Origin of the sequence: Phormidium sp. FACHB-1136 (genome assembly GCF_014697375.1) — a bacterium.
Taxonomy (GTDB): domain Bacteria; phylum Cyanobacteriota; class Cyanobacteriia; order Phormidesmidales; family Phormidesmidaceae; genus Nodosilinea.
In genome coordinates, this window is the sequence record NZ_JACJRS010000009.1 from 54,915 (window position 1) to 76,738 (window position 21,824).

General features: G+C 57.8%; 20 protein-coding genes. 7 read left to right on the forward strand and 13 right to left on the reverse strand.

What is annotated here, in order from left to right:
• Window position 1 precedes the first annotated feature (1 nt).
• The 6 genes from H6G62_RS04645 to H6G62_RS04670 form a co-directional block, all read right to left on the reverse strand.
• Window positions 2-355 carry a hypothetical protein gene (locus tag H6G62_RS04645; RefSeq protein ID WP_190492941.1) on the reverse strand — a complete coding sequence of 118 codons (354 nt, stop codon included), beginning with the start codon at window positions 353-355 and terminating at the stop codon, window positions 2-4.
• Complete coding sequence (locus tag H6G62_RS04650) at window positions 337-564, reverse strand: hypothetical protein (RefSeq protein WP_190492942.1); 228 nt, start codon at window positions 562-564, stop codon at window positions 337-339. Before H6G62_RS04650 ends, H6G62_RS04645 begins: the two co-directional genes overlap by 19 nt.
• 46 nt (window positions 565-610) lie before the next feature.
• A complete protein-coding gene (locus H6G62_RS04655; RefSeq protein ID WP_190492943.1) occupies window positions 611-1,183 on the reverse strand; it encodes a hypothetical protein in 573 nt (190 codons plus the stop codon).
• Between the two features lie 115 nt (window positions 1,184-1,298).
• Entirely contained in the window at window positions 1,299-2,135 is an 837-nt protein-coding gene (locus tag H6G62_RS04660; protein WP_190492944.1) for a hypothetical protein, read from the reverse strand.
• Between the two features lie 2 nt (window positions 2,136-2,137).
• Window positions 2,138-4,702, reverse strand: a complete 2,565-nt coding sequence (locus H6G62_RS04665) for a hypothetical protein (protein WP_190492945.1) — start codon at window positions 4,700-4,702, stop codon at window positions 2,138-2,140.
• Between the two features lie 10 nt (window positions 4,703-4,712).
• Window positions 4,713-5,012: a hypothetical protein gene (locus tag H6G62_RS04670; protein ID WP_190492946.1), complete on the reverse strand. Its 300-nt coding sequence runs from the start codon at window positions 5,010-5,012 to the stop codon at window positions 4,713-4,715.
• A 188-nt stretch (window positions 5,013-5,200) separates the two neighbouring features.
• On the opposite strand from H6G62_RS04670, the gene H6G62_RS04675 reads away from it, so the two are divergent.
• Window positions 5,201-5,761, forward strand: a complete 561-nt coding sequence (locus tag H6G62_RS04675) for a site-specific integrase (protein WP_190492947.1) — start codon at window positions 5,201-5,203, stop codon at window positions 5,759-5,761.
• 331 nt (window positions 5,762-6,092) lie between these two features.
• Window positions 6,093-6,377 carry a hypothetical protein gene (locus tag H6G62_RS04680; RefSeq protein WP_190492948.1) on the forward strand — a complete coding sequence of 95 codons (285 nt, stop codon included), beginning with the start codon at window positions 6,093-6,095 and terminating at the stop codon, window positions 6,375-6,377.
• Between the two features lie 68 nt (window positions 6,378-6,445).
• Here H6G62_RS04680 and secG read toward each other — a convergent pair whose 3' ends face one another.
• From secG to rnhA, 4 genes are all read right to left on the reverse strand, one after another.
• Complete coding sequence (gene secG, locus H6G62_RS04685; protein ID WP_190492949.1) at window positions 6,446-6,688, reverse strand: preprotein translocase subunit SecG; 243 nt, start codon at window positions 6,686-6,688, stop codon at window positions 6,446-6,448.
• Between the two features lie 201 nt (window positions 6,689-6,889).
• Complete coding sequence (gene gpmI, locus H6G62_RS04690; protein WP_190492950.1) at window positions 6,890-8,488, reverse strand: 2,3-bisphosphoglycerate-independent phosphoglycerate mutase; 1,599 nt, start codon at window positions 8,486-8,488, stop codon at window positions 6,890-6,892.
• Window positions 8,489-9,045: 557 nt separating this feature from the next.
• A complete protein-coding gene (locus tag H6G62_RS04695) occupies window positions 9,046-10,776 on the reverse strand; it encodes an ABC-F family ATP-binding cassette domain-containing protein (RefSeq protein ID WP_190492951.1) in 1,731 nt (576 codons plus the stop codon).
• Window positions 10,777-10,929: 153 nt separating this feature from the next.
• Window positions 10,930-11,415, reverse strand: coding sequence for a ribonuclease HI (rnhA, locus tag H6G62_RS04700; protein ID WP_190492952.1), 486 nt, complete (start codon window positions 11,413-11,415; stop codon window positions 10,930-10,932).
• Between the two features lie 181 nt (window positions 11,416-11,596).
• Here rnhA and H6G62_RS04705 point away from each other — a divergent pair, with 181 nt between their 5' ends.
• Entirely contained in the window at window positions 11,597-12,115 is a 519-nt protein-coding gene (locus H6G62_RS04705) for a hypothetical protein (RefSeq protein WP_190492953.1), read from the forward strand.
• A gap of 53 nt (window positions 12,116-12,168) precedes the next feature.
• Window positions 12,169-14,226 carry a DNA polymerase III subunit gamma/tau gene (locus H6G62_RS04710; RefSeq protein ID WP_190492954.1) on the forward strand — a complete coding sequence of 686 codons (2,058 nt, stop codon included), beginning with the start codon at window positions 12,169-12,171 and terminating at the stop codon, window positions 14,224-14,226.
• 48 nt (window positions 14,227-14,274) lie between these two features.
• Here H6G62_RS04710 and H6G62_RS04715 read toward each other — a convergent pair whose 3' ends face one another.
• The gene (locus H6G62_RS04715) at window positions 14,275-14,625 is read right to left on the reverse strand and encodes a phenylpyruvate tautomerase MIF-related protein (RefSeq protein WP_190492955.1); all 351 of its coding nucleotides are present in this window, start codon (window positions 14,623-14,625) and stop codon (window positions 14,275-14,277) included.
• Window positions 14,626-14,954: 329 nt separating this feature from the next.
• On the opposite strand from H6G62_RS04715, the gene H6G62_RS04720 reads away from it, so the two are divergent.
• Window positions 14,955-15,734, forward strand: a complete 780-nt coding sequence (locus tag H6G62_RS04720) for a phycobilisome rod-core linker polypeptide (protein ID WP_190492956.1) — start codon at window positions 14,955-14,957, stop codon at window positions 15,732-15,734.
• 254 nt (window positions 15,735-15,988) lie between these two features.
• The gene (locus tag H6G62_RS04725) at window positions 15,989-18,406 is read left to right on the forward strand and encodes a heavy metal translocating P-type ATPase (RefSeq protein WP_190492957.1); all 2,418 of its coding nucleotides are present in this window, start codon (window positions 15,989-15,991) and stop codon (window positions 18,404-18,406) included.
• Window positions 18,407-18,452: 46 nt separating this feature from the next.
• On the opposite strand, the gene H6G62_RS04730 is transcribed toward H6G62_RS04725, so the two are convergent.
• A complete protein-coding gene (locus H6G62_RS04730; protein WP_190492958.1) occupies window positions 18,453-19,400 on the reverse strand; it encodes a class I SAM-dependent methyltransferase in 948 nt (315 codons plus the stop codon).
• 671 nt (window positions 19,401-20,071) lie between these two features.
• Here H6G62_RS04730 and H6G62_RS04735 point away from each other — a divergent pair.
• Window positions 20,072-20,506: a L,D-transpeptidase gene (locus H6G62_RS04735; protein ID WP_347239295.1), complete on the forward strand. Its 435-nt coding sequence runs from the start codon at window positions 20,072-20,074 to the stop codon at window positions 20,504-20,506.
• 10 nt (window positions 20,507-20,516) lie between these two features.
• On the opposite strand, the gene H6G62_RS04740 is transcribed toward H6G62_RS04735, so the two are convergent.
• A complete protein-coding gene (locus tag H6G62_RS04740) occupies window positions 20,517-21,794 on the reverse strand; it encodes a ribulose bisphosphate carboxylase small subunit (RefSeq protein WP_190492960.1) in 1,278 nt (425 codons plus the stop codon).
• Window positions 21,795-21,824: the final 30 nt, after the last annotated feature.

The window sequence follows — 21,824 nt, forward strand, 5'->3', positions numbered from 1 at the left end:
CTCAAGGGGTGGGGGCGGGGGGTACCCAGGCATCTAGGCTCACCCGCCAGTTGTCTTGGGTGTAGATGCGGCTGCGCCAGGTCGCCTTGATGGCAATGTCGCGGGCGACGGGGGCCAAGCCTACGGGCACGGGATATTCAAGGAGTTGCACCCGTGGATCTGGGTAAACCTTGCGGATGCCAAAGAAGGCGTCGTAGGCGGGATGGTGGGAGGCGATCAGAAGGGTTGCCGATACCCCGCCCAGGTCATAGCTATGGGTGACGCGAAACAGGCGGGTTTCGAGGTCGTCTAGGATTTCAAAGAAGCGCCATTCGGTCTGGCTGGGCTCAATCTGCCCTAAAGAATACCAGGGCATATCTCACCCCTTTCCCAGCCGTCGGCTAGGCGGTAGGGGTCTGCGATGCCGTAGGTAGCGAGGGCGTCTCCAAAGTCATCAGGACTCATCAGTCCCAGGCGATACCGCTGCGTTGCTTCTGCGCGGGCCAACATCTGTTTAAGCTGCGCTTGCCATTCTGAGGGCGTCATCTCGTCAGTGCGTATCGCGGGGGTTTGAAACAAGTCCATGATGATTTCTCCGGGGGTTGTGGTGCCGCTAGAACCTAGCCAGGGCTTAGGTCATGAAGGACATGGGAGCCCGTTCAAGTTCGAGCCATGCCCGACCGTTTTTGGTGCCCAGTAACGCGGCTCGTTTACTGCCCTCTACAGTGCCAAAGATCGCCTCGAAGTCGTCGAAGAGATCCGCCGCCGTAAAGGCTCCCGATGCCTGAGAGAAAGGCGCACTGTAATGGCTCTGGCCACCGGAGTTTTCGTAGTACCGACTCACCGAGGAACCCCAAGGGGTACTGGTGCGGACGGGGGTCGTTTCTCCTTTGTACCAGTGGACGCGGGAGGGCTTGATACCAGTACCCCGGAGCCGTAGCGCGGCTTCTCCCGCGCCGAGAGTCGTTTTAAGGCCCAGCTCAGCCGCCGTCACCAGGGCTAGCGTGGATTCGCTCACGTTGACGCTAAAGATCATCGGCTCAGCGCCGACACGCAAGGCCAGGGAACGGTAGTACAGGGTTGTGCTTGCACCGCGCTGCTCGATGGGGCCGGGGGTGCTTGGGCCTTTGTTGGCAAAATAGGCCTGTCGAGCTTGGGCGATAGTGGCTTGGCGGGTGTAATACCACGGTTGCTTAAGGGCCATGGGGGATACCTCTAGGAAGGGATAGGAAGGGGAAGACTGATCCCAATCTAGCCCTCGAACTCATCACTTTTTTTCACCGGAACCCCTAAAGGGTTCCAATAACTTTTTAAATTCCCTAACCCGTCTCTAGGGCGGTGGGGTGGACGCCGGAACGGTCATAGAGCACTACAGGGTTCGGGAGTCCGTGAACATGGAGTAAGGCTGTCTGAAATCGCACGGAGGCGATGGGGCGTTTGCGGGGGCGGCGGCGAGTCTGGCCAAAAATGAAATCGTTCCCCGGAATCGTGGGAAATGCCTCCATAGGGGCTTCATTCTGGCTGTAGTTCATTTTCGACCAGTCTGGGGTGTCGTTCTGAACGTCTAACACCTTGGAAATCACTTCCCTGGCTTCGGATTCGGAGCGGGTGAGAATTTGGAGGGCGTAACCCTTCCCCCAGTCGTTGTACGTCGCCATGTCCTTACCCTTGCGCCACACATAACCAGGCCCACCCACACCAAAGGCGGTACGGATACGGTTTGCGAAGGTGCCCGCAATGGTGGGGGTGATTGTCTCGGTGGTGTGATCCATCAGCCGGAAGGAGATTTCCCCCGTCACTGGGGGGTATCCCGGCTCAACATCCGCCAGATCTTCTTGAAAGAACAGGGCGACCTGGGGCCGAAACTTGCGGCTTTCCTGGAATGAGGAGACCGGGATGCCGTAGTACGGAACTCGGTAGGCTTGGCTGCGGATGTGCTCCAGAAACCAGCACTTCAGCAGCGTCACCATATAGGGGTCTTCGTCCTCATGAAGTAGAGCTTTGGCCAGTATCCCGCGATGGGTGGTGAGGTCGGGTGACCAATTTTCGTCCACACCGAAATCTGAGAAGTACTCACGGGTTTCTCGGTTCTGCCATCGGCGAATGATGGCCTGCAGGGTCTCTTCTTGGACGGGCTGAATATTTTGCGCTTCCATGGCTATCCTTTCTGGGCCTCAGAGGGAAGAACATCGGGAACATTGTTGATGTACTCTTTTAGGGTTGCGTTGGCCTCCTGCACGGGGCTGTTGTCAAGCCATGGATCGGGAATGCCGTCTCGAACGGAATCCTTAAAACGCATCCAGTTCTCTTTGGACTCCTCTACCTCGTCTTGGATCTCAATCACAAGGCTAGTGGCCTGCATCCCTACAGAAATCCTGTCCTCTGCGTTTTCGAGGGCGTCATTCACTTTCGAGAATCGGCTGCGGAAGCGACTCTGAGCGCGGGCTGATTCGCTCATCCAGGGATAGGAGCGCTCACTAACCACGCCCCAACGCTTCAGGGCGTTACCGATTCGGCCCGTGTTCTCGCCGATCCACTCCATCAGGTCTAGGGAGCTGTCGGCAATGCTTCGGACTGTCCAGAGAATCGCATTAGCGCTTTGAATGATGCGGTTGGCTTTGTTCCAGGCTTCATTGATGCCGTGGTAGCGTTCCTCTCCAAGGACACCCTTCAGGAAGTTTTCAACGGTGTCGCCCACCACTTCGCCAACATCGATCACCTGGTCTTCCTCATTCCGAATCCCTGCGGCCTGGAGTGCCTGAGAAATTAACTGAAAGAAGGTGTCGCCCACGTCGCGAGACAACATACTGACGTTGTGCATGACGCCGATAAAGGTCAGCACGTTCAAAACCTTGTCCATGCGGGTCGCTCTCCAGGCCGTTCGCATGAAGTTGTTCACCGTCTGCAACAGGGTGAAGGTTTCGCCCAGCTTGACGCGGCTCTCGATGCCGATTCCGTAGAGGCCAGGGAAGCCAGAAACGGGATTATTGGCCTTGGTGTTGGTGTCGGTGGCCTTGGCCTGAATATCCGCCACCCGTTGAAATTCGTAAAAGCAGCTCCCCTTTGGCCCCTCGGTGGGGGTTTGGCGCACGGGCTGTTCTACCCGCCGCACGTTGGGGTTATCGGCGGGGTTGTTGACCAGGTTGGGGCTACTGGGAGTGTTCACGGGCCACCGCGCACCCACCGGAATCGGCACAGGCAACACGGGCGGCGAAAAGAGTTGTCGGGTCACGTCCTCCCGACCATAGGGCCAGCGAATCTGGCGATCACCGTTCTCCTGCTCGATAATCTCCGTCCCGTCGCGCAGCTTTGTAATGCGGGGCCACGTTTGTGGGCCTTCGGTGGGCGATTCGGTGAAGGCGTCGCCGGGGCTTCCGGCTGGGCGGGTGGGGGTGTCGGGGTCGTCTGCCAGGTTGGGCGCGTCCCGTGGGGGGGCATTGGGGTCAAGGTCGGGCGGGCCGGGGGGTGCAAAGGGGTTGGTGGGGGTGCTCGGTGCCTCGGTGGGGGGGGGGCTAAAGTTTGGGGCATCCTGGGGCGGCGCTAGGGGTTGGGTGTCGGGTGGCGCTTGGGGCTGGGTCTGGGGCCAGGGCAGATCGCCTCCAGGCTGATAGGCGGGGCTTGGGACAGGAGGGGCGGGGAGTAGATTGGGGGCGGCTCCCGGCGTGGTGGGTTGGCGGCTGCTCCGGGCTGGGTTGGGCGCGTAGGTGGGGGGCTGGGCAGGTTGGTAGGGGGGGTCGGTGCCGCCGTCCACTCTCGCCCAGGAATATGCAGGCCCCATGGAATTCCGCCCAAGGAAGACCGCGTACGTAGACGGGGGGGGGAGGTTCGGCACGTCCCAGACCTGATAGTAATCAATGTAGCCAGTCCACAGGGGGCGGGGCTCGATTCGCTCGTTTAGAATAGGGCCGAGCATCTGTGGGCTCCCGTTAACGGTTCCCGATGCCCCAGAACCGAAAAGCCCGTAAATAGCACCCGCAACGGAGCCCACCCCGCCAGATTCGGGGGTAGCATCCTCCAGCATTAGCCCTTGGGTGAGGGCGTCGGGATCTAGTTGGTTGGGGTATTCTTCACCCAGCATCCAGCCGGGAACATTGTCTAGGTTGCCGAGCTGCTGCTGTTCGGCGACATAGTCGGCGTAGGTGGGCCAATCCCGCCGATCCATCTCAGCTTGAATGGCCATCATCCCCACAGACAGCAGCATCCCGCCGCCCCCAGGCATTCCCCGCCCACCAATGCGGAACCCTGCGCCCTTCGCGCTGACGGGGCGACCTGGATTGACGCCGCTAGGGGCTGCTGCGGGGGAATTGGCAGCGTTAACGGGAGTGGCAGGGGTGCGACCATACCCCGGCTGATATTGCACAAAGGGATCCGCACGATACCCACCAGCAGCCGCATTATTCACAACACCCGTAGACCCCCCACGAAACGATCCAGGGGCGGGGCTTGATGGGGAAGATATTCCACCACTGTAGGTGCGAGTAGCAGGGGAGCCTATGTAATCGGGATTTACGGGGTTGGCGGGGTTCGAGTTGTACCGGAATTGCAGACCACCACTAGGCAGAGGACGCCCGCGATTAACGGGGGCGGGGCCAGGGTTAGACCGCACATGATAGACCCCACCCCCACCAGCGGGGGACGACGTAGGGGCGGATGAATTGACGCCTTGAAAGATGGACTCCAGCCGCGCCCGATCCTGCATGACGCCAAGGGAATTAATGGGCATCACTCACCCCCTAGGGCAAAAAGGCGGGGGGGATGGCGGCGTTAGAAATCTCCAAGGCTTCTTGGAAAATCTTTGTGGTGCTTTCCCGCCACGTCTGAGACAGCGGGATAGAAACCCGGAAGATAATACACTCCTCCCCATTGGCCGCTAGACCATCCTGGGCCGTAATGCGGGGAATCAACGGCGCGGAGTCGCTCTCTTGGTAGCGGGTGTTCTTGTGGAGCTGGTACAGGGCGCACAAGGCCCAGACGATCAGTTTCTCTAGCGTGTTCACGGTGGCCGGAAGATTGGCGGTTGCAAATGCAGACATAGGAAAATCAGGAACTCTAGCCCCGTTGTAATCCTCACGATTCTTATTAGAAAACCCCATAAAATAGATATTTCATGGGGTTAGAATTTAAGCTTAGAACCCTTGCCCTGCAAGACTTTTGGGCAATTCAATAGATAGAAAAGAATTTGATACCCCATCTTTTTGATGTTTTTAGGGGAATTCATTCAATGAAAATCAACGGAAACGGACGGGCGGAGCCGCTCACAAAAGAAGAGTTCGGGAAAGTGTTAAGAGAGTTAACAGGAAAGTATCGAGCGATCTTTGCCCTGTGCTGGTACACCGCCGAACGACCGGGAGCCATCCTCCAGTTAACCGTGAGTGATGTCTACGACGATCCAGTCAGCAGGAAGGCGCGGCGAACCCTGGTCATCCCAGCCCGCAAACGAAAGGACAAGCGGACTAGAGAGGTTCCATGCTCCAAGCATCTCGCCTCAGAACTGCGACTCTATGACGCCCCACGGGAAGGGTGGTTATTCCCCACCAACAGCCACTCAGGCCACCTCACCTATGGCACATACTATTGGCTTCTGATGAAAACCTTTGAGCGGCTGGGGATGATCGGCTACAGCCCCTACTCAACACGCCGGGGGGCGCTAACCCACCTACTCAGGGAAGGGCAATCAACTAGACGGATCCAAGAAATCAGTGGTCATGTCTCTCTAGCCAGCCTTCAGCCCTACTTAGAGAGCAGCGAAGAGGAACGGCGGAAGACAGCGGAACTCCTCTAGGCGTGGGGCGGGGGTTTAATTCATTAGAACAACATCTAAACGACTGGGGAACCACAGGCCGTAAGCATCAAGTTTCGTTGCGGGGGGCGTGCGGTGGAGGATTGAGGAGACACCCCTAGAGCGATGGCTAATTGGGATCTGACCGTCCCAGCAATTGTCGCTATGATTTAGGCAAGTTCACCATACCAATCCTCAGCGTCGATGCCAGCCCTCGCTAACCATGAGTCCAGTGTGCTTTGGGCACCATCGCGGCATCCCTAGCTGGAAGGGCCGTCATCCATCGGCCACCCCTGCCTCCGTTCAGCGCCCTGCCCCCTAAATGGCTTCTCCCATGACCGATCAGCAACCCCCATCAAGAGACGATTTTCTGTTTCCGCGCAGCAAATACTGGGGGGAATTTAGTCCCCAACACTTGGCCTTCAACGCCAACCTCCAGGAGTTTGCCCAGCGAGTTTCGTTTATCTGCAACCTGGAAACCGGGGGGAAAATCCCGCCCAAGCAAGCCTACGACGAAATTAAGCGCCTGTGGAAAGACCTCAAGCGCTCTAAGTCTCACCTGATTGATGTACCGCCCACGGATGAGGGGCCATCGGCACCGCCCCCCGCAACCGACTAGGGGATCCTGGTTGGTGGATTCATCCGGTGCGGGCACGCAGCCGTTCGCTCCGGATGGGCGTTAGCGGCCTAGACCGCCGGAGCCTCTAGCCAGCCTGCACTGAGGATGACGGTCAAGCCCATGAACAGAGCCGTCAGCACCCAGGTAACGCGGTTGAGGGTGGTTTCAGCGCTCTTGGTACTGGTAAAAAGTTGGGCCTGTCCCCCTAGTCCACCGAGGCCATCGCCCTTAGGACTGTGGAGCATGACCAGGGCCGTCAGCCCTAGGGCCGAAACCAGCCACAGCACTTGCACAATTGTTTTGACGATCATGGGCGCGTTCCGTTTTCAAGATTCAGGGTCAAAAAACTTGGCTGGGGTTGGGTAACGGTGAACGATCCATCCCAGCACAGCTTTCCTATTCTAAGCTGATTTGCAGCCGACACGGACGCTCCCAACCCCTATGCCCCTTACCCACTCGGAGGGGCGAGGTTTCCTCGTCCATGCCCCCGCCCTACCCATGATGGGATCGACCTAGATCGACAGCCGTACCGGGGTGCGGTTGGCGCGAATGTCCACATCGGCGGAGAGGATCATGGATCGTCCGGTCATTTCGACGGGCTGGGGCAGATTGAGGATTTGCAGAATGGTGGGAGCCACGTCGGAGAGACGACCATCTTCCCGCAGTTGCACATCGCCACCGTGGGCGGGCACCTTCAGCTTTTCTCCCTCAATCAAAATGAAGGGCACCGGGTTGGTGGTGTGGGCCGTCCAGGGTTTGTGGTTTTCGTCCCACATCAGTTCGGCGTTGCCGTGGTCGGCGATAATGATGGCGGTGCCCCCGGCCTTACCGATGGCGTCGATCAGTCGGCCCAGGGTGCGATCCACGGTTTCGATAGCGGAGACAGCGGCCTCCATTTTGCCCGTGTGGCCCACCATGTCGGGGTTGGCGTAGTTGATCACCACCAGGGAGTAGATGCCCTTTTCGATGGCGGCGATGGCGGTATCGGTGACGGGTTCGGCAGACATGGCCGGGGCTTTGTCGTAGGTGGCCACCATGGGGCTGGACACCAGTTCCCGATCTTCACCCTCCAAAGGATCCTCTAGGCCACCGTTGAAAAAGTAGGTGACGTGGGCGTACTTTTCGGTTTCGGCGGTGCGGAACTGCTTCAGACCGTGGGCCGCTACCACTTCCCCCAGAATGTTGTTGAGGTTTTGGGGATGGAAGGCCACGTCCACGGGGAGTTCCGGGTCGTACTGGGTCATGGTGACAAAGGAGAGGGGGGTGATGAGATCCCGCTCAAAGGCGCTGAAGTTAGGATCTACCAAAGCCTGGGTCATCTGGCGAGCGCGGTCGGGCCGGAAGTTGAAGAAGATCACCCCGTCCCCTGGCTCGATGGCACCGGGGGCTAGGCGGGTGGGTTCTACAAATTCGTCGTTGATGTCTTGGCTGTAGGACTCGATCAGGGTCTCCACGGCGGTTTTGCCCGTGCCCTCACCCGGATCCGTCAGCACCTTGTAGGCTTTTTCTACCCGATCCCAGCGGTTGTCGCGATCCATGGCATAGTAGCGCCCGCTGATGGTGACGAGGCGACCCAGTCCGGCCTGGTCCACGTAGTCCTGAATCTTTTGGACGACGATCTTGCCCTCCGTGGGCTTAGTGTCGCGGCCATCGGTAATGATGTGGAGACACACTTCATCGATGTCCTGGGCCTTGGCCATGTCAATCAGGCCAAAGAGATGGTTGGTATGGGAGTGAACGCCGCCCTCGGAACAGAGGCCGATCAGGTGTAGCTTGCTTTTTTGGTAGCGCACGGTCTGACAAATCTTCAGCAGCGCTTCGTTTTCTTGCAGCGATCCGTCTTCCACGGCGTCGGAAATTCTGACCAATTCCTGGGGCACAATGCGTCCGGCCCCAATGTTGAGATGGCCCACCTCCGAGTTGCCCATTTGCCCATCGGGCAGACCGACATCCTTGCCGGAGGTGCGAATCAGGGTGTGGGGGTAGGCCGCCCAAAGGCTGTCCATCACAGGCGTCTTGGCGGTGGCAATGGCGTTACCGTCTGTGGTGTCACGATATCCCCAACCATCGAGAATAATAAGTACCATCGGCGGCACAGACGTCTGATTCATGGGTGAGAATCCTTGTGATTGTGACTAGCGTCTCAGCGATCATAGCATTGGCATTTTAGGGGATATCGCCTGAAAAAAGCGTTGTCCTAAACGGCTAAGGCCGCACGCCCCGGCGAATCCTCTGCGTTGAAACAGACCCGAAAGCCCTTGACCTAGCCAGGGAAAAGATACTGGCCTTTAGGGGGCGATACCCAGGGAGCATGGCCATGGGCGCAGGGTTGGAAAGATAGGAAAATCAGTTAAAACGGGCTTTATAAAAGTTTTATAAAAGGGATTTTACTCTACAACCGTCAATTTTTATAATTCGCCCAGCATTTACCGCTGTGCCATGGGGTACCCCTAGGACGGGGATCACCGCCTAGGCTACGGATGCAGAGGTTTAGCCCTTGGGCTGGACTGGGCCAATTTCGACAAAAGACAACCCCGTTTCCACCCCGCCACCCCGTAGGGGCGAGGTCTCCTCGCCCGTTTAGACGTTGGGTCAGCCAGCCGAACAGAAGAAGCCCAGGACTATAAGTCCAAGGCCCAGAGCGGGGAGGATGGCCAACGGGGATCGCCTAGGAATGGGACTTTCCAGCCTTGGCGGTTTGCTTCTCCTGCTGCTTTTCCTTTTGTTTTTGGCGCTTGGCGTCGGCCTTGGCCTTGCGCTCGGCTTCGAGGGCGGCTTGCTGTTCGGCGGCGGCTTCCTCGGCAATTTTGTCCAAATAGTAGTGATAATCGCCGCGATAGAGCCGCAGTTCACCGTCGCGGATTTCCACAATTTTGGTGGCCACGCGGGAGATGAAGTAGCGGTCATGGGAGACCAGCAGCACGGTGCCGTCGTAGTGTTGCAGGGCTTCCTCCAGCATTTCCTTGGCGGGAATGTCGAGGTGGTTGGTGGGCTCGTCCAGCATCATCAGGTTGGCGGGGCGCAGCAGCATTTTGGCTAGGGCAAGGCGGGCTTTTTCGCCACCGCTGAGGGCGTCCACCCGTTTGTACACCATGTCGCCGCTGAACAGAAAACGGCCCAGCAGGGTACGGACTTCTTCATTTGTCCAGTCGGGCACTTCGTCGTGGACGGTTTCGAGGACGGTCTTTTCGAGATCCAGCGCCTCGGCCTGGTTTTGCTCAAAGTAGCTGGGAATCACATTGTGCGCCCCCATGGTCACCTTGCCGTCGGTGGGGGGTTCTAGTCCGGCAATCAGCCGCAGCAGGGTGGATTTCCCGGCTCCGTTGTGGCCCAAAAAGGCGATCCGATCCCCCCGTTCGATCAGCAGGTTTGCCCCCAGGAACAGGATTTTTTCGTCGTAGGTGTGGGTCATGTCTTCGATCATCACCACCTCCCGACCGCTGCGGGGGGCGGGGGGAAAGCGGAAATGCAGCGTCCGCACGGAACCTTCCGGGGCTTCGATGCGCTCCACCTTGTCCAGCATTTTTTCGCGGCTTTTGGCCTGGGTGCTGCGGGTGGCGCTGGCTCGGAATTTTTCCACAAAGGCTTCCTGCTTGGCCAGTTCCTTTTGCTGCCGCTCGTAGGCGCTGAGCTGGGCGGCTTGGTTTTCCTCCTTTTGTAGCAGGTAGGCGCTGTAGTTGCCCAGGTAGGTGGTGGAAACGCCCCGCTCGGTTTCCACAATTTGGGTGCAGAGGCGATCCAAAAACTCCCGGTCGTGGGAAACGATCACCATGGGCGTGGTGAGTCCTTTCAAATAGATCTCCAGCCACTCGATGGTGTCGAGATCCAGGTGGTTCGTCGGTTCGTCCATCAGCAGGACATCGGGCTCTTGCAGCAAAATTTTGCCCAGGCCCATGCGCATTTGCCAGCCGCCGCTAAATTCGCTGACGTAGCGATCCCCGTCCCCCGCCGCAAAACCCATTTCCGGCAAAATTTTCTCGATCCGTGCTTCCAGCCCGTAGCCATCCATGGCCTCAAACCGCCGTTGCAGCTTGTCCATTTCGTGGATTAGCTTATCCAGTTCGTCGGGATCGGCCTGCTCCATCAGGGCCGGAATGTGGTGCAGCTTCGATTGCACCTCGTCAGCCTCGTGGAACACCGTCCAAAATTCCTCCCGCACGGTGCGGCTGGGGTCTACCTCAAATTCCTGGGATAGGTAGGCAATCTTCAAACTCGGTGCCCGCACAATCGTCCCGGCAGTCGGTTCTTCCTTGCCAGTAATAATCTTGAGCTGGGTGGACTTCCCGGCCCCGTTCACCCCCACCAGACCGATGCGATCCCCCGGCTTCACCTCCCAGTTCACATCCTTGAGAACTTCCCCGGTGGGATAAATTTTGCTGATGTGCTCTAAACGCAGCATGGAGGGTCTCCAACGATGAAGGATGGCGGGGCGTCTTTACAAAGAGTAACTAAAAGTGGAGGCCATCGGTAGGGGGCAGGGTGGGATGGCGGCACTGGTCTCTAAAGGTATGATCCTTCACTAGAGGCTAGAGGTTGGCCTCAAAACATTGCGCTAGAGGGTGGTGAGGGGGATGGGGCGGTTGGCGGCAAAGGCGCGGGCGATGGTGTCGCAGCGTTCGTTGCCCACGTTACCTGAATGCCCTCGCACATAGACCCATTGCAGGGGTTTATCCAGAGTTTTGTTAACTTCAGTGGTCACCTGATCCAGTTGTTCCCAGAGGTCACGATTGAGGACGGGCTTTTTGGCGGAATTCACCCAGCCCCGCCGCTTCCATCCGGCAATCCATTGGGTGATGCCCTTGAGGACGTATTCGCTGTCGGTGTAGATGGCGACGGGCTGAGTTTGGCCCCGGTCGCGCAGCCAGGTGAGTCCGGCGATGGCAGCTTGCATTTCCATGCGGTTGTTGGTGGTTTGGCGTGCCCCACCCCCCATTTCGTGGATGCCGCCATCGGCCAAATAGAGCACCGTGCCCCAGCCCCCCGGCCCTGGATTACCAGAACATGCGCCATCGGTATAAATTTTTTCGACAATGGTCATTGGTTTATGACAACTCCTCAACACATCAAATCTTTACCCCCAAGCTGTGCCATAGCGACAGGTTTTAGGGCACATTAGTAAGTAACACGCTATTTCTATCCCAGCATAAGCCGATCTAGGCATGGGCAGGGTGCACCTGTTTCGTCACGCTTCAATATCAACCCACCGTTCAGGTGAGCCCATGTTGCTACGCGAACTAGAGGCTTTTGAAGCCTGTTGGTTTGATCTTAAGGATACCTATCCCACCACTCGCCAAGACAATACCCTGATTGCTCACTCCATGGGACAAATTGTTGACCTGGTGGAAAAGCCCGATCAGGTGGAAAAATCCCTGCCGGATCATCTGAAGATTTTGTTTCGACGTTTGGCAATTGCCTACTTTCAAGGCTACATCCCCCATCGGGCCCGCACCTCCACTCCATCGGTGCCGATGGCCCCACCCGTTCGGCCTGTCACCACCACCACCACGGCGGTGAAAACAACGCCTGAAACCCTACAAAAGCAAGAGACGACCGCCACCCGTCAAAAACAGGAAATTTCCGCTGCCGTTGAGCAGGTGCGGCGGTTGGCCAACCAAGCCCAAGCCCGGATGCAACGATCCCAGGTCAACCGCGATTGCCCGGTACCCGCTGGCTGTAGCATTGCGGATATGGACACCCTGATTGTCGATTTTCCTGAGCATTGGCACACCGATTCCTAACGCCAAATGCCTCGTCGTGGCTCAAGGTTGAATAGGCAGGGTATCTTAGTGCTATGGCCTACGAACCTCTGCACCACAAGTATCGTCCCCAGCGGTTTAACCAACTGGTGGGCCAAAATGCCATTGCCACCACGCTGTCCAATGCCCTCAATCAGCGGCGGATTGCTCCGGCCTATCTGTTCTGCGGCCCCAGAGGTACGGGCAAAACCTCCAGCGCCCGGATTTTGGCCAAATCCCTCAACTGTATCCACCAAGATCACCCCACACCCGAACCTTGCGGCACCTGTGAAACCTGCCGTTCCATCACCAACGGTTCGGCCCTAGATTTCATTGAAATCGACGCCGCCAGCAACACCGGGGTAGACAACATCCGGGAACTAATCGAACGCGCCCAGTTTGCCCCAGTGCAGTGTCGGTACAAGGTTTACGTTATCGACGAGTGCCACATGCTCAGCACGGCGGCGTTCAATGCCCTGTTGAAAACCTTGGAGGAGCCGCCCAGTAACGTCGTCTTCGTGCTAGCCACCACCGATCCCCAGCGGGTGTTGCCGACGATTATTTCTCGCTGCCAGCGGTTTGACTATCGGCGCATTCCCCTGGAACCGATGATTCTTCACTTGAGGAAGATTGCTACCCAGGAAGCGATTGCTATTAACGACGAAGCCCTGCGGCTGGTGGCCCAGGTGTCCCAGGGGGGCTTGCGGGATGCCCAGAGTTTGCTGGATCAGCTCAGTTTGCTAGAGCCGCCCGTTACCGCCGATGCGGTATGGGACTTGGTGGGGGCGGTGCCAGAGCGGGATTTGCTGACCCTGGTGCAGGCCATTCTCACCGATGACAGCAGCACCGTTTTAGACCAGGCCCGCAAGCTGATGGATCGGGGCCGGGAACCGCTGATTGTGCTGCAAAATTTGGCCGGGTTCTACCGCGATTTGCTGATTGCCAAAACGGCGGCGGGTCGCCAGGATTTGGTGGCCATCACCCCTTCCACTTGGGCGGAAATGCAAACCCTGGTGCAGGGTCTTGAACCCTCACTCCTATTGATGGGCCAACAGCACCTCCGCAGTGCCGAGGCCCAGGTAAAAAACACCACCCAGCCCCGCCTCTGGCTGGAGGTCACCTTATTAGGACTATTACCCTCGACCCTAGCCAGTCAAGTTACGACAAGTCCGGCCATGGGCATAGCCCCTCGTCCGGTGGTGCCCCCTCAACCAACGGCCCCCGCATCGGAGAAACCCGTTACTCCCAGCGCTCCGCCATCGACGACGACATTCACGCCGCCACCGACGCCAGCACCACCGCCAGATCCATCCACGTCAGAACAGCCCCCAGCGAATCACCCCGCTGAACCAACACCAGTACCCGTGTCGGATCGGGTGCCGCCGCCGCCGAGTAATGGCCAGGGTGCTACCGTTGCGAATGCCGATTTGCCCCATCTGTGGACGCAGGTAATCGCCGTGCTAGAACCCCTGGGCACCCGTGCGCTGATGCTTCAGCAGGGCAGTCTGGTCTTTTTTGATGGCACCGTGGCCAGGGTGGGGATTAGCTCTCGCCCCCTGTTTAAGATGGCCCAGGGCAGGGTCGAAAATGTGGAAGCAGCCTTCCAGAAAGTACTGAATCGAAAAGTGGTCGTTTCCCTGGAGGTGCTGCCCGACCCAAAGCCTGATCCCCCAGCCCCCAACATTTCCCAGGCATCGGGGCAGGGGGTAGCCGAGCCGCCCACTACGCCCTACACACCCTACCCGCCGACGGATGTGGCCCCTGCGCCTTCGGTCAACTCACCCCAAGCCACGGAGCCAACCGCTTCCGTCCCAACGTCTGCCCCCGTTGCTCCCGTTGCTCCCGTACCGACGACGGGAGACTCAACCTCGCCAGCCTCGCCCATGGCATCTGCGGCGGCAGACCCGATGGCCAGCGCCATGCCCACCATGCCACCCCTACCGGAAATTGCCAGCGACTTTGATCGGGCCGTGAAGAATTTTGCCCAGTTTTTTAATGGGCAGGTGGTGGATATCGACGACGACCTAGAAGCTTTGCTCGGTGGCCCTAGCCCAAAACCGTCCAAAGCCGCTGCCCATCAGCCCTCCCACCCTGATAAGGATGTGCCTTTTTAGAAATTAACCGTTAGGGTGGGCTACGGGGGCTTTGTAGCCCTACTGAACCTAACCAAAGGTGCCGCCGTTCCAGCCCCACATGGCCCCAGCGGCATCGGCAAATTCGATATAGATGCGATTTTTGGGCACCCCTAGGACGCTTTCCACTTGGCTGCAAAAATCCTGGCTCATGGCCTTGGTTTTGGCTCCCATGGTGCCGACGCTCTTAATTTCGATGTAGCAGACGGGGTCGGTGGTGCCCGCAAAGGTCATGGGGACATCGGCGGTGAAGGCGGTCATCACGTAGGATTCGGGCTTGCCCAAGTGGCTGGCTAACCGAGCGGAGAGATCCTTCAACAGGCTCTGCACCTGGGCCTTATCGGGGGACGGGATAGAGGTTTGCACCTTAATCAGCGGCATGGAAAGCCTCTCCTATAAACGTCGCTCTCCCTAGGGTAGACCGATCTGGGCGGGGTGGGCGGTCATTCCGGGGAGGGGCCAGATCATTCGGGTGGTTTTGGGCCTGGGGTGGGGGGTGATCTGGACTGGAGTCGCCAAAACGCTGATGTAGTAAAGAATACGGGGAATGCGTGGGTATCGCTATAATGATTTATTGCGAAGAACTGTGAGTTTCTACCACGAAAAATATTAAGAAACGCATCGAAATGGTTAGGGACGCGCTCTCCTTGGGAAGCTTAAATATAGCTCAAGATTTTAAGGCGTTATCCCTGATTGTGGGGAGGTTGACCATGACCGTAATCAATGAATTGACACCCAAAGAAATCACGGTAAGTCGTCAGTCTGACCGTGAGGAGCGGCAACTGGCGCTGCGCCAGATTTACGCCCAAGTGCTAGAGCGTCAGCCCTACGCCTACGAACGAAAGGTATTGGCCAAAGATGAAGACGATTTTCTGCGCAACAAAATCGGCGTCAAGCGGTTTTTACGGATTTTGGGGCACTCTGAAGTCTATTTGAACGAGTTTTACTACAATTCCTCAAACCTAAAATTTATTGAACTCTGCTTTAAGCACTTTATTGGCCGCGCTCCCAAAGATGGCGATGAAATGCGGGAGTACTGCGATATTCTCATGCGTCAAGGGGTGAAGGAAGTGATCACCGCCCTGCTAGATTCCGATGACTATGATCATCACTTTGGCTGCTTCACCGTGCCCCATGCCTGGACAGACGATCAGTACCCCTCTCCCCGCACCTACTGGGAAACCGACGTTCTGCTCCATGAACTCCATGGTCGTCGGGGTTCGGTGCTGCCCACGATGACCTGGCACGACTTGCACCTCAACTGTGATGGTGGCAACTGTGTCCTCGATAACGGGTCGTCCTCCGTATCCCCAGCCGCAACCCTGCCCACCGTGAGCCCTGTGGCTTCGGCCTCCCAGTCTGCTGCGGCCATGGGGGCACTGCATCAGGTACTCAGCACCATGAATCAGGCTGACATCGAAGCCTTTGCCCGTACCCTTTCCCCCATCGAACGCGAAAAACTGCGGGCCATGCTGATGCAGTCGGTTTAGGGCCGTCAGCGTGGACTTGGTTTAAGCAACAACGCGAACCGTCAATATCACTCTTGTCTGTCATCCTGGGATACCGATTGAGCGGCTATCCCAGGATGTTTTGTCATGGCCCTTGGTGCGACCTGATACCCTGGCCCCGATGACCTTAAAAAAAAGGCCTTGAAAAACTTTACGGATATTGGCCCTAGGCACAAAGGAGCTTGCTAGGCTGGAAGCGATCTCCTACTGTTCTCCTACCGTTTCTTGCGACTCCTATGCAGGTGCTTCCCCAGTCCGTCGATGATGTGTCTTTGCCTCAAGCCCCGGCCCCAACCGCCCACGATACGGTAGTGCTGAATGTGCAGGGGATGATGTGTGCGGGCTGTGTGCGCACGGTGGAAAAGCGACTAGCCCAGGTGGAGGGGGTGGTTTCGGCCACGGTGAACCTGGTAACGGAGGTGGCCGTGGTGGAGGCTGAGTCAGGACGACTGACCCCAGCAGACCTGGCGGCAGTGGTTACCGAGGCAGGCTTCCCGACCACGCCCCGCGCCACCGAAGGCGATGGCACCGACGATCTGAAAGCCTGGGTAGACCGCAAGCGGCAGGAACAACGCCAGCAGATCCAGCGCCTCACCGTGGCGGTAGGGTTGCTGGTGCTATCCGCGATTGGCCACCTCAAGCATTTTGGCTGGCTAACGGTGCCCGTCCTTAGCGACCTGTGGTTCCACGGTCTGTTGGCCACGGTGACGCTACTGGTCCCCGCACGGGAAATTTTGGTGGACGGTTGGCGGGGAATGCGACGACTGGCCCCCAACATGAACAGCCTAGTCGCCCTGGGCAGCGGCAGTGCCTACCTGGCCAGTCTGGTGGCCTTAGCGTTTCCGAGGCTGGGCTGGGAATGCTTCTTTGACGAGCCTGTCATGCTCCTGAGCTTTATTTTGCTGGGCCGCACCCTAGAACAACGGGCCAGATTTCGGGCGGCGGATGCCCTGCGATCCTTGGTGGAACTTCAGCCCAGCTCGGCTCGGTTAATTGCCGACCCCACTGCCTCGGAAACCGCCCAAACCGGGGTGGAAGTGCCCACCAGCTACGTGCAAACCGGGGAATGGGTGCAGGTGCTACCGGGGGAGAAAATCCCCGCCGATGGGGTGATTGTGGTGGGCCAATCCACCGTGGATGAGGCCATGCTGACCGGAGAATCCATCCCCGTCCTCAAACAACCGGGAGACAGCGTGGCGGCGGGCACCCTCAACCAAACCGGAGCCATTGCCCTACAAGTGACAGGTACGGGCCAAAACACCCTCCTAGCCCAAATGATTCGCCTGGTGGACACCGCCCAAAGCCGCAAAGCCCCCATCCAGCGCCTCGCCGATAGCATTTCGGGCTACTTCACCTACGGCGTCCTTTCTTTGGCGGTGCTAACCTTTCTGTTTTGGTACTTTATCGGCCTGCCCCTGTGGCCAGAGGTGATGCCCGCTGCCCTGGGCATGGCTCACCTGGATCACACGATGACCGCGACCTCCTCCACCGTTCTGGTCAGCCTGAAACTGGCCATTGCCGTGATGGTAGTGGCCTGTCCCTGTGCTCTAGGGTTGGCGACACCGACGGCCATTCTGGTGGGTTCGGGCCTGGGGGCAGAGCGGGGCCTGCTGATTCGCGGCGGCGATATTTTGGAGGCACTGAACCAAGTCGATACCGTGGTGTTTGACAAAACTGGAACCCTCACCCTGGGCCAGCCCAGCGTCACCCACACCCAATCCCTGCCGGAAACCCTGAGCGACCAGGATATTCTGCAACTCGCGGCCACCGTGGAAAGCGGCACCCAGCATCCCCTAGCGGTGGCCATCCAAGCCGCTGCCCAGGAACGAGATCTGCCCCTGCTCCAGGCGGAGGATTTCGCCACCGAACCGGGTCTAGGCATCCTGGCAACTGTGACCTGGCAGGACACCCCCACCCCCTGCATCCTCGGCAATCGTCCCTGGCTGGAGCAACAGGGCATCACCCTTGCTGAAGCCGTCCTAACCGCTGTGCAAGCCCTAGAACAGAACGGCCAAACCGTGGTCTACATCGGTCTAGGCTCAGACTTGGTGGGCTATCTGGCCATTGCCGACCCACTGCGTCCCGAAGCGGCCAGTGTCGTCCAACAATTGCAAAACCGAGGTTTGACCGTCCAGCTTTTGAGCGGTGACCGATCCACCGTCGCCCAGGCCATCGCCGCCCAGGTGAACCTAACCGCTGACCAGGTCATTGCCGAGGCCTCGCCTCAGCAGAAGGTGGCGGCGATCCAAACTCTGCAAGCCGCTGGGCACACCGTCGCCCTAGTGGGAGATGGTCTCAACGATGCCCCCGCCCTCGCCCAGGCCGATGTGGGGGTGAGCCTGCAAGCCAGCACCGACATTGCCGTAGACACCGCTGATGTCATTCTGATGGCCAACCATCTGTCGGGCCTGCTAGACACCCTGGACCTCAGCCACGCCACCGTGGGCAAAATTCGCCAAAACCTGGCCTGGGCCTTTGCCTATAACCTGATCGCCATTCCCCTCGCCGCTGGAATTTTACTGCCCACCCTTGGCACCAGCCTCAGCCCCGCCGCTGCCGGAGGCCTGATGGCCTTTAGCTCGGTGACGGTCGTTGGGAACTCGCTACTGTTGCGCCGATCCCAGGCCATCCCCAGACTGACCCCAGGTATCTAACCGCTGGCGGACAGGCGCTATGTTCTGGATTTTTCGCGAGTGATCCTTATTGATCCTTTGTGAGATTGACGACGAAATATCCGTGGATACCGTTGCTAACGGTGGTAGGCATTAACAGACCCGCGATGGTATTTTTCACCAAATAGGGCGGTAGAAGTTTGGCGGTTCTTCGTGCCAAGAACGGAAATCGAAAGAACTTTCTGGCCAGACCTTCCAACCGTTTCAGGTTCGGCATAATCGCATCGGAAAGATCTTGGTAGTCCTGATCTGCGAATCCAGCTTGATGGGCCAAATTAAGGAAGTCATCCAGGGTTAACCCTTTTTCAACGGCCATGGCCTTTTCAACTAAAATGGCAGCCTTCTGTTCATCCTCAGTAATGGCTTCTGAGGGTTTCTTTCTAAAGCCATCAATCACGATGAACATTCCGCCCGGACGCAAGACACGGTGGCTTTCCTCCAGCACCTGCGGCGTGTTGGTGGCATGGCATAAACTTTCAACTACAAAGATGATGTCAAGGCTGTGATCTGGGTAGTTTAGGTGATGAAAATCTCCCTGTTGAATCATTAAGTTCTTCAAATCACGATCACGGGCTGTTTGACTGGCAATTTCAACGTGGACGGGGGTGAGATCCAGCCCCAGAAATTCTATGTCTGGGTTCTGGGTAGCCAGATAAACAGAGTTAAATCCTTTTCCACAGGCAAGTTCTAGCACCTGGGTTGGATTGATTTGGTCAATCTGCTGCTGCACCAGTTTGGCTTGGCCGTAATACCCTTGTTGGTCAAATTTGCCATCAAAATTCAAGGCCATATGCACAGAACCATCGGTGGAATGGAACTGGCTATACCCTGGGTTACTTTGGGTGTAATAGTCAACGATGACAGATTGATCAACATCCATGGCGAGAACTTGATCCGCATCGAATACTTTTTCGATTTTGTCTAATTTCTTTCTTAGCTCAGAGCTTGGCATCAAAAGATTTCTAGGAAAATTCATCAAAGAATCCTCTATTTCACGACCTATTATACGCTTTTCCCTCAGCTAGTCCCAGGAGATCGCCAAGTCTCTGCACCCCTCGCCCCTCGCCCCCGGCCCCTCGCCCCTTGGACTCCTAAATACACACAAGTCATCGATGCTGACCTTGCCAGGGATTGATCCCCCCTAGCCCCCCTTGAAAAGGGGATAACCGGAGTCAAAGTCTCCCTGTTCAAGGGGGATTTAGGGGGATCTCCCAGCCTTTGGCCAGTGCTAACGAGATCTGTGTAGGTAGTAGCCCCAAGGGAGAGGGATTTGAGGGTGTAGCTTGCTTCCCGTTAGGGTGGGCTGGCTTGCGGCAAAAGAGCGCGTTTGTGATCTCCTGAGTCTAGAAGAGGGATCTCTCAGGATAACCATCGTCGGTGCCGTGGTGGAGGGCAAGGGTGCTGGGCCAGCCTCATTCCCCTGTAGCGACAGGGCCATCGGGCAACAACCTGAACTGCCCCACAAGGGCGTGATCCACTGAAGATAGATAAAGAATCATTGCCATTGACACGATTCCCGCCCGACCACCGTGAAGTTATTCCTATGTAGGCCGTTGAGGTAAGGTCATGTTTCGCGCTAAACCGCACTGGCTTAAGTGCCTTTGGGAAAGTGTGCTTTTGAGCCTTCTAATCAGCGGGGCAGGGCTCGTGTTTGCACCCGCCGTTGGGCCAGCCTTCGCCCTTACCAATGAGGAAATTGCCGCTCGCGTTGAGCAACTGCGCCAGTCGAATCAGCGCTGGTTGCAGGTGGATCTATCCAGCCAGCGGTTGTACGCCTGGGAAGGGGATACCCCCGTTTATGCTGTCATTGTTTCTACCGGAAAACCCTCGACCCCAACGGTGAGAGGCGTGTTTGCCATTCAGTCGATGCACCGCACCACTCGAATGCGGGGTGCGGATTATGACGTGCCCAACGTGCCCTGGACGATGTATTTTCACCGAGGCTACGCCATCCATGGCGCGTATTGGCACCACAACTTTGGCACCCCCGTCAGCCATGGCTGCGTGAATGTGGCCGTTGACCATGCCGAGTGGTTTTTCAACTGGTCGAGTATCGGCACTCCGGTGGTGGTGCAAGAATAGTGGGTAGATTCTAGGGCCGTTGAATGATGGTTTCCATCGCCCGACGCTTGGCGGCATCCACCCCAAACATGCGCACGTAGTTCCCCTGATGATCGTTGAGACAAGTGGCTAGTTGGGCGAGGGTTTCGGCAGAGGAGGCAGGGGCGATGGTGCGGCAGCTTTGCCAGGAACCCATCTTAAACCGACGCGGCTCCACGTATTCCACCCCAATGGCATAGCCTTGACTGACGAGGGACTGCACCTGCTGGGCCACGGTTGGGTCAATCGGCGTGCCGCTGGGTGGGCTGGCGGGTTGGGACTGGGCTGGGGCGTGACGGTCGGCGACGGGAACGACTTGGGGAACGGTTTGGCTAGGGGCTTCAGCCGTGGAGAACCGGGCGGCGGGTTCCGGGTTCTGGCGGCGACGGTCGTAGAGGGCTTGGTTGTAGGTTTGCACCAGGCGCATATCCCGCAGGCGATGCTGTTCTTTGACGATCCGTTCCCCCTGGTCGATCAGGTGGGGGAGGCGAAAATCGGGGGTGTGGAAGGTGGGGGGCTGGGTTGTATTGACCACCGAGGCTCCCACTTTTTCAATACCGACCCGGTCGATAAAGGCTTCAATTTGCTCATCAAACAGGCGAGACCGCAGCGCCCCATAAAAATCCACCGATTGATCCAAAAAGTGATCGACCAGGGTGGTCACATCCTGCCTGGAGAGGCCATCTTCGGAAAAAATGCCGCCCACGATGCCGATTTTGTCCTCGCGGCTGGGCTCCCAGTAGAACTTTTCCATCCGCCCATCCCGCACCAGGGGGGCATAGAGGGTGGCAAAGTCGTTGCCTGTTACCACAATCGGCACTCGGTGTAGGGGGGTGTCGTCGTAGCTGCCGGGGAGTTGCACGTTGGTGGGATTATCGGCAATGTTCATCAGCGTGGCGTTGACGAGTTGGGTGTTCACCGTGTATTGGGTGCCCGCATCCACTCGGCCCGCCCCGGCATCGAGGTCGTTGATCATCAGCACCGCCATCTTGCCCCGCACCCGAATCAGCTCCGCCGCCTCCCGATAGCGCAGCCGAATGAGGCGGGAGGGATCTCCGGCATCGGGGCTTTCCAATTCCCCAGCGGAAATGTGGACGACCTCAACCCCCATTTTTTGGTAGACCAATTCGCACTGAAAGGTTTTGCCTTCCCCCTTGTGCCCGTGGATGCCCAGAATTAGCGGCACTTTCACCTTGGGTAGATCGATAAAATTCTTGGTGATGTGAACCGCCAGTTTTTTCAGAAAACGTGGCGCAATGTAGAAGGTCATGGGGAATCTAGCCCGGTGAAACTCCTTTGT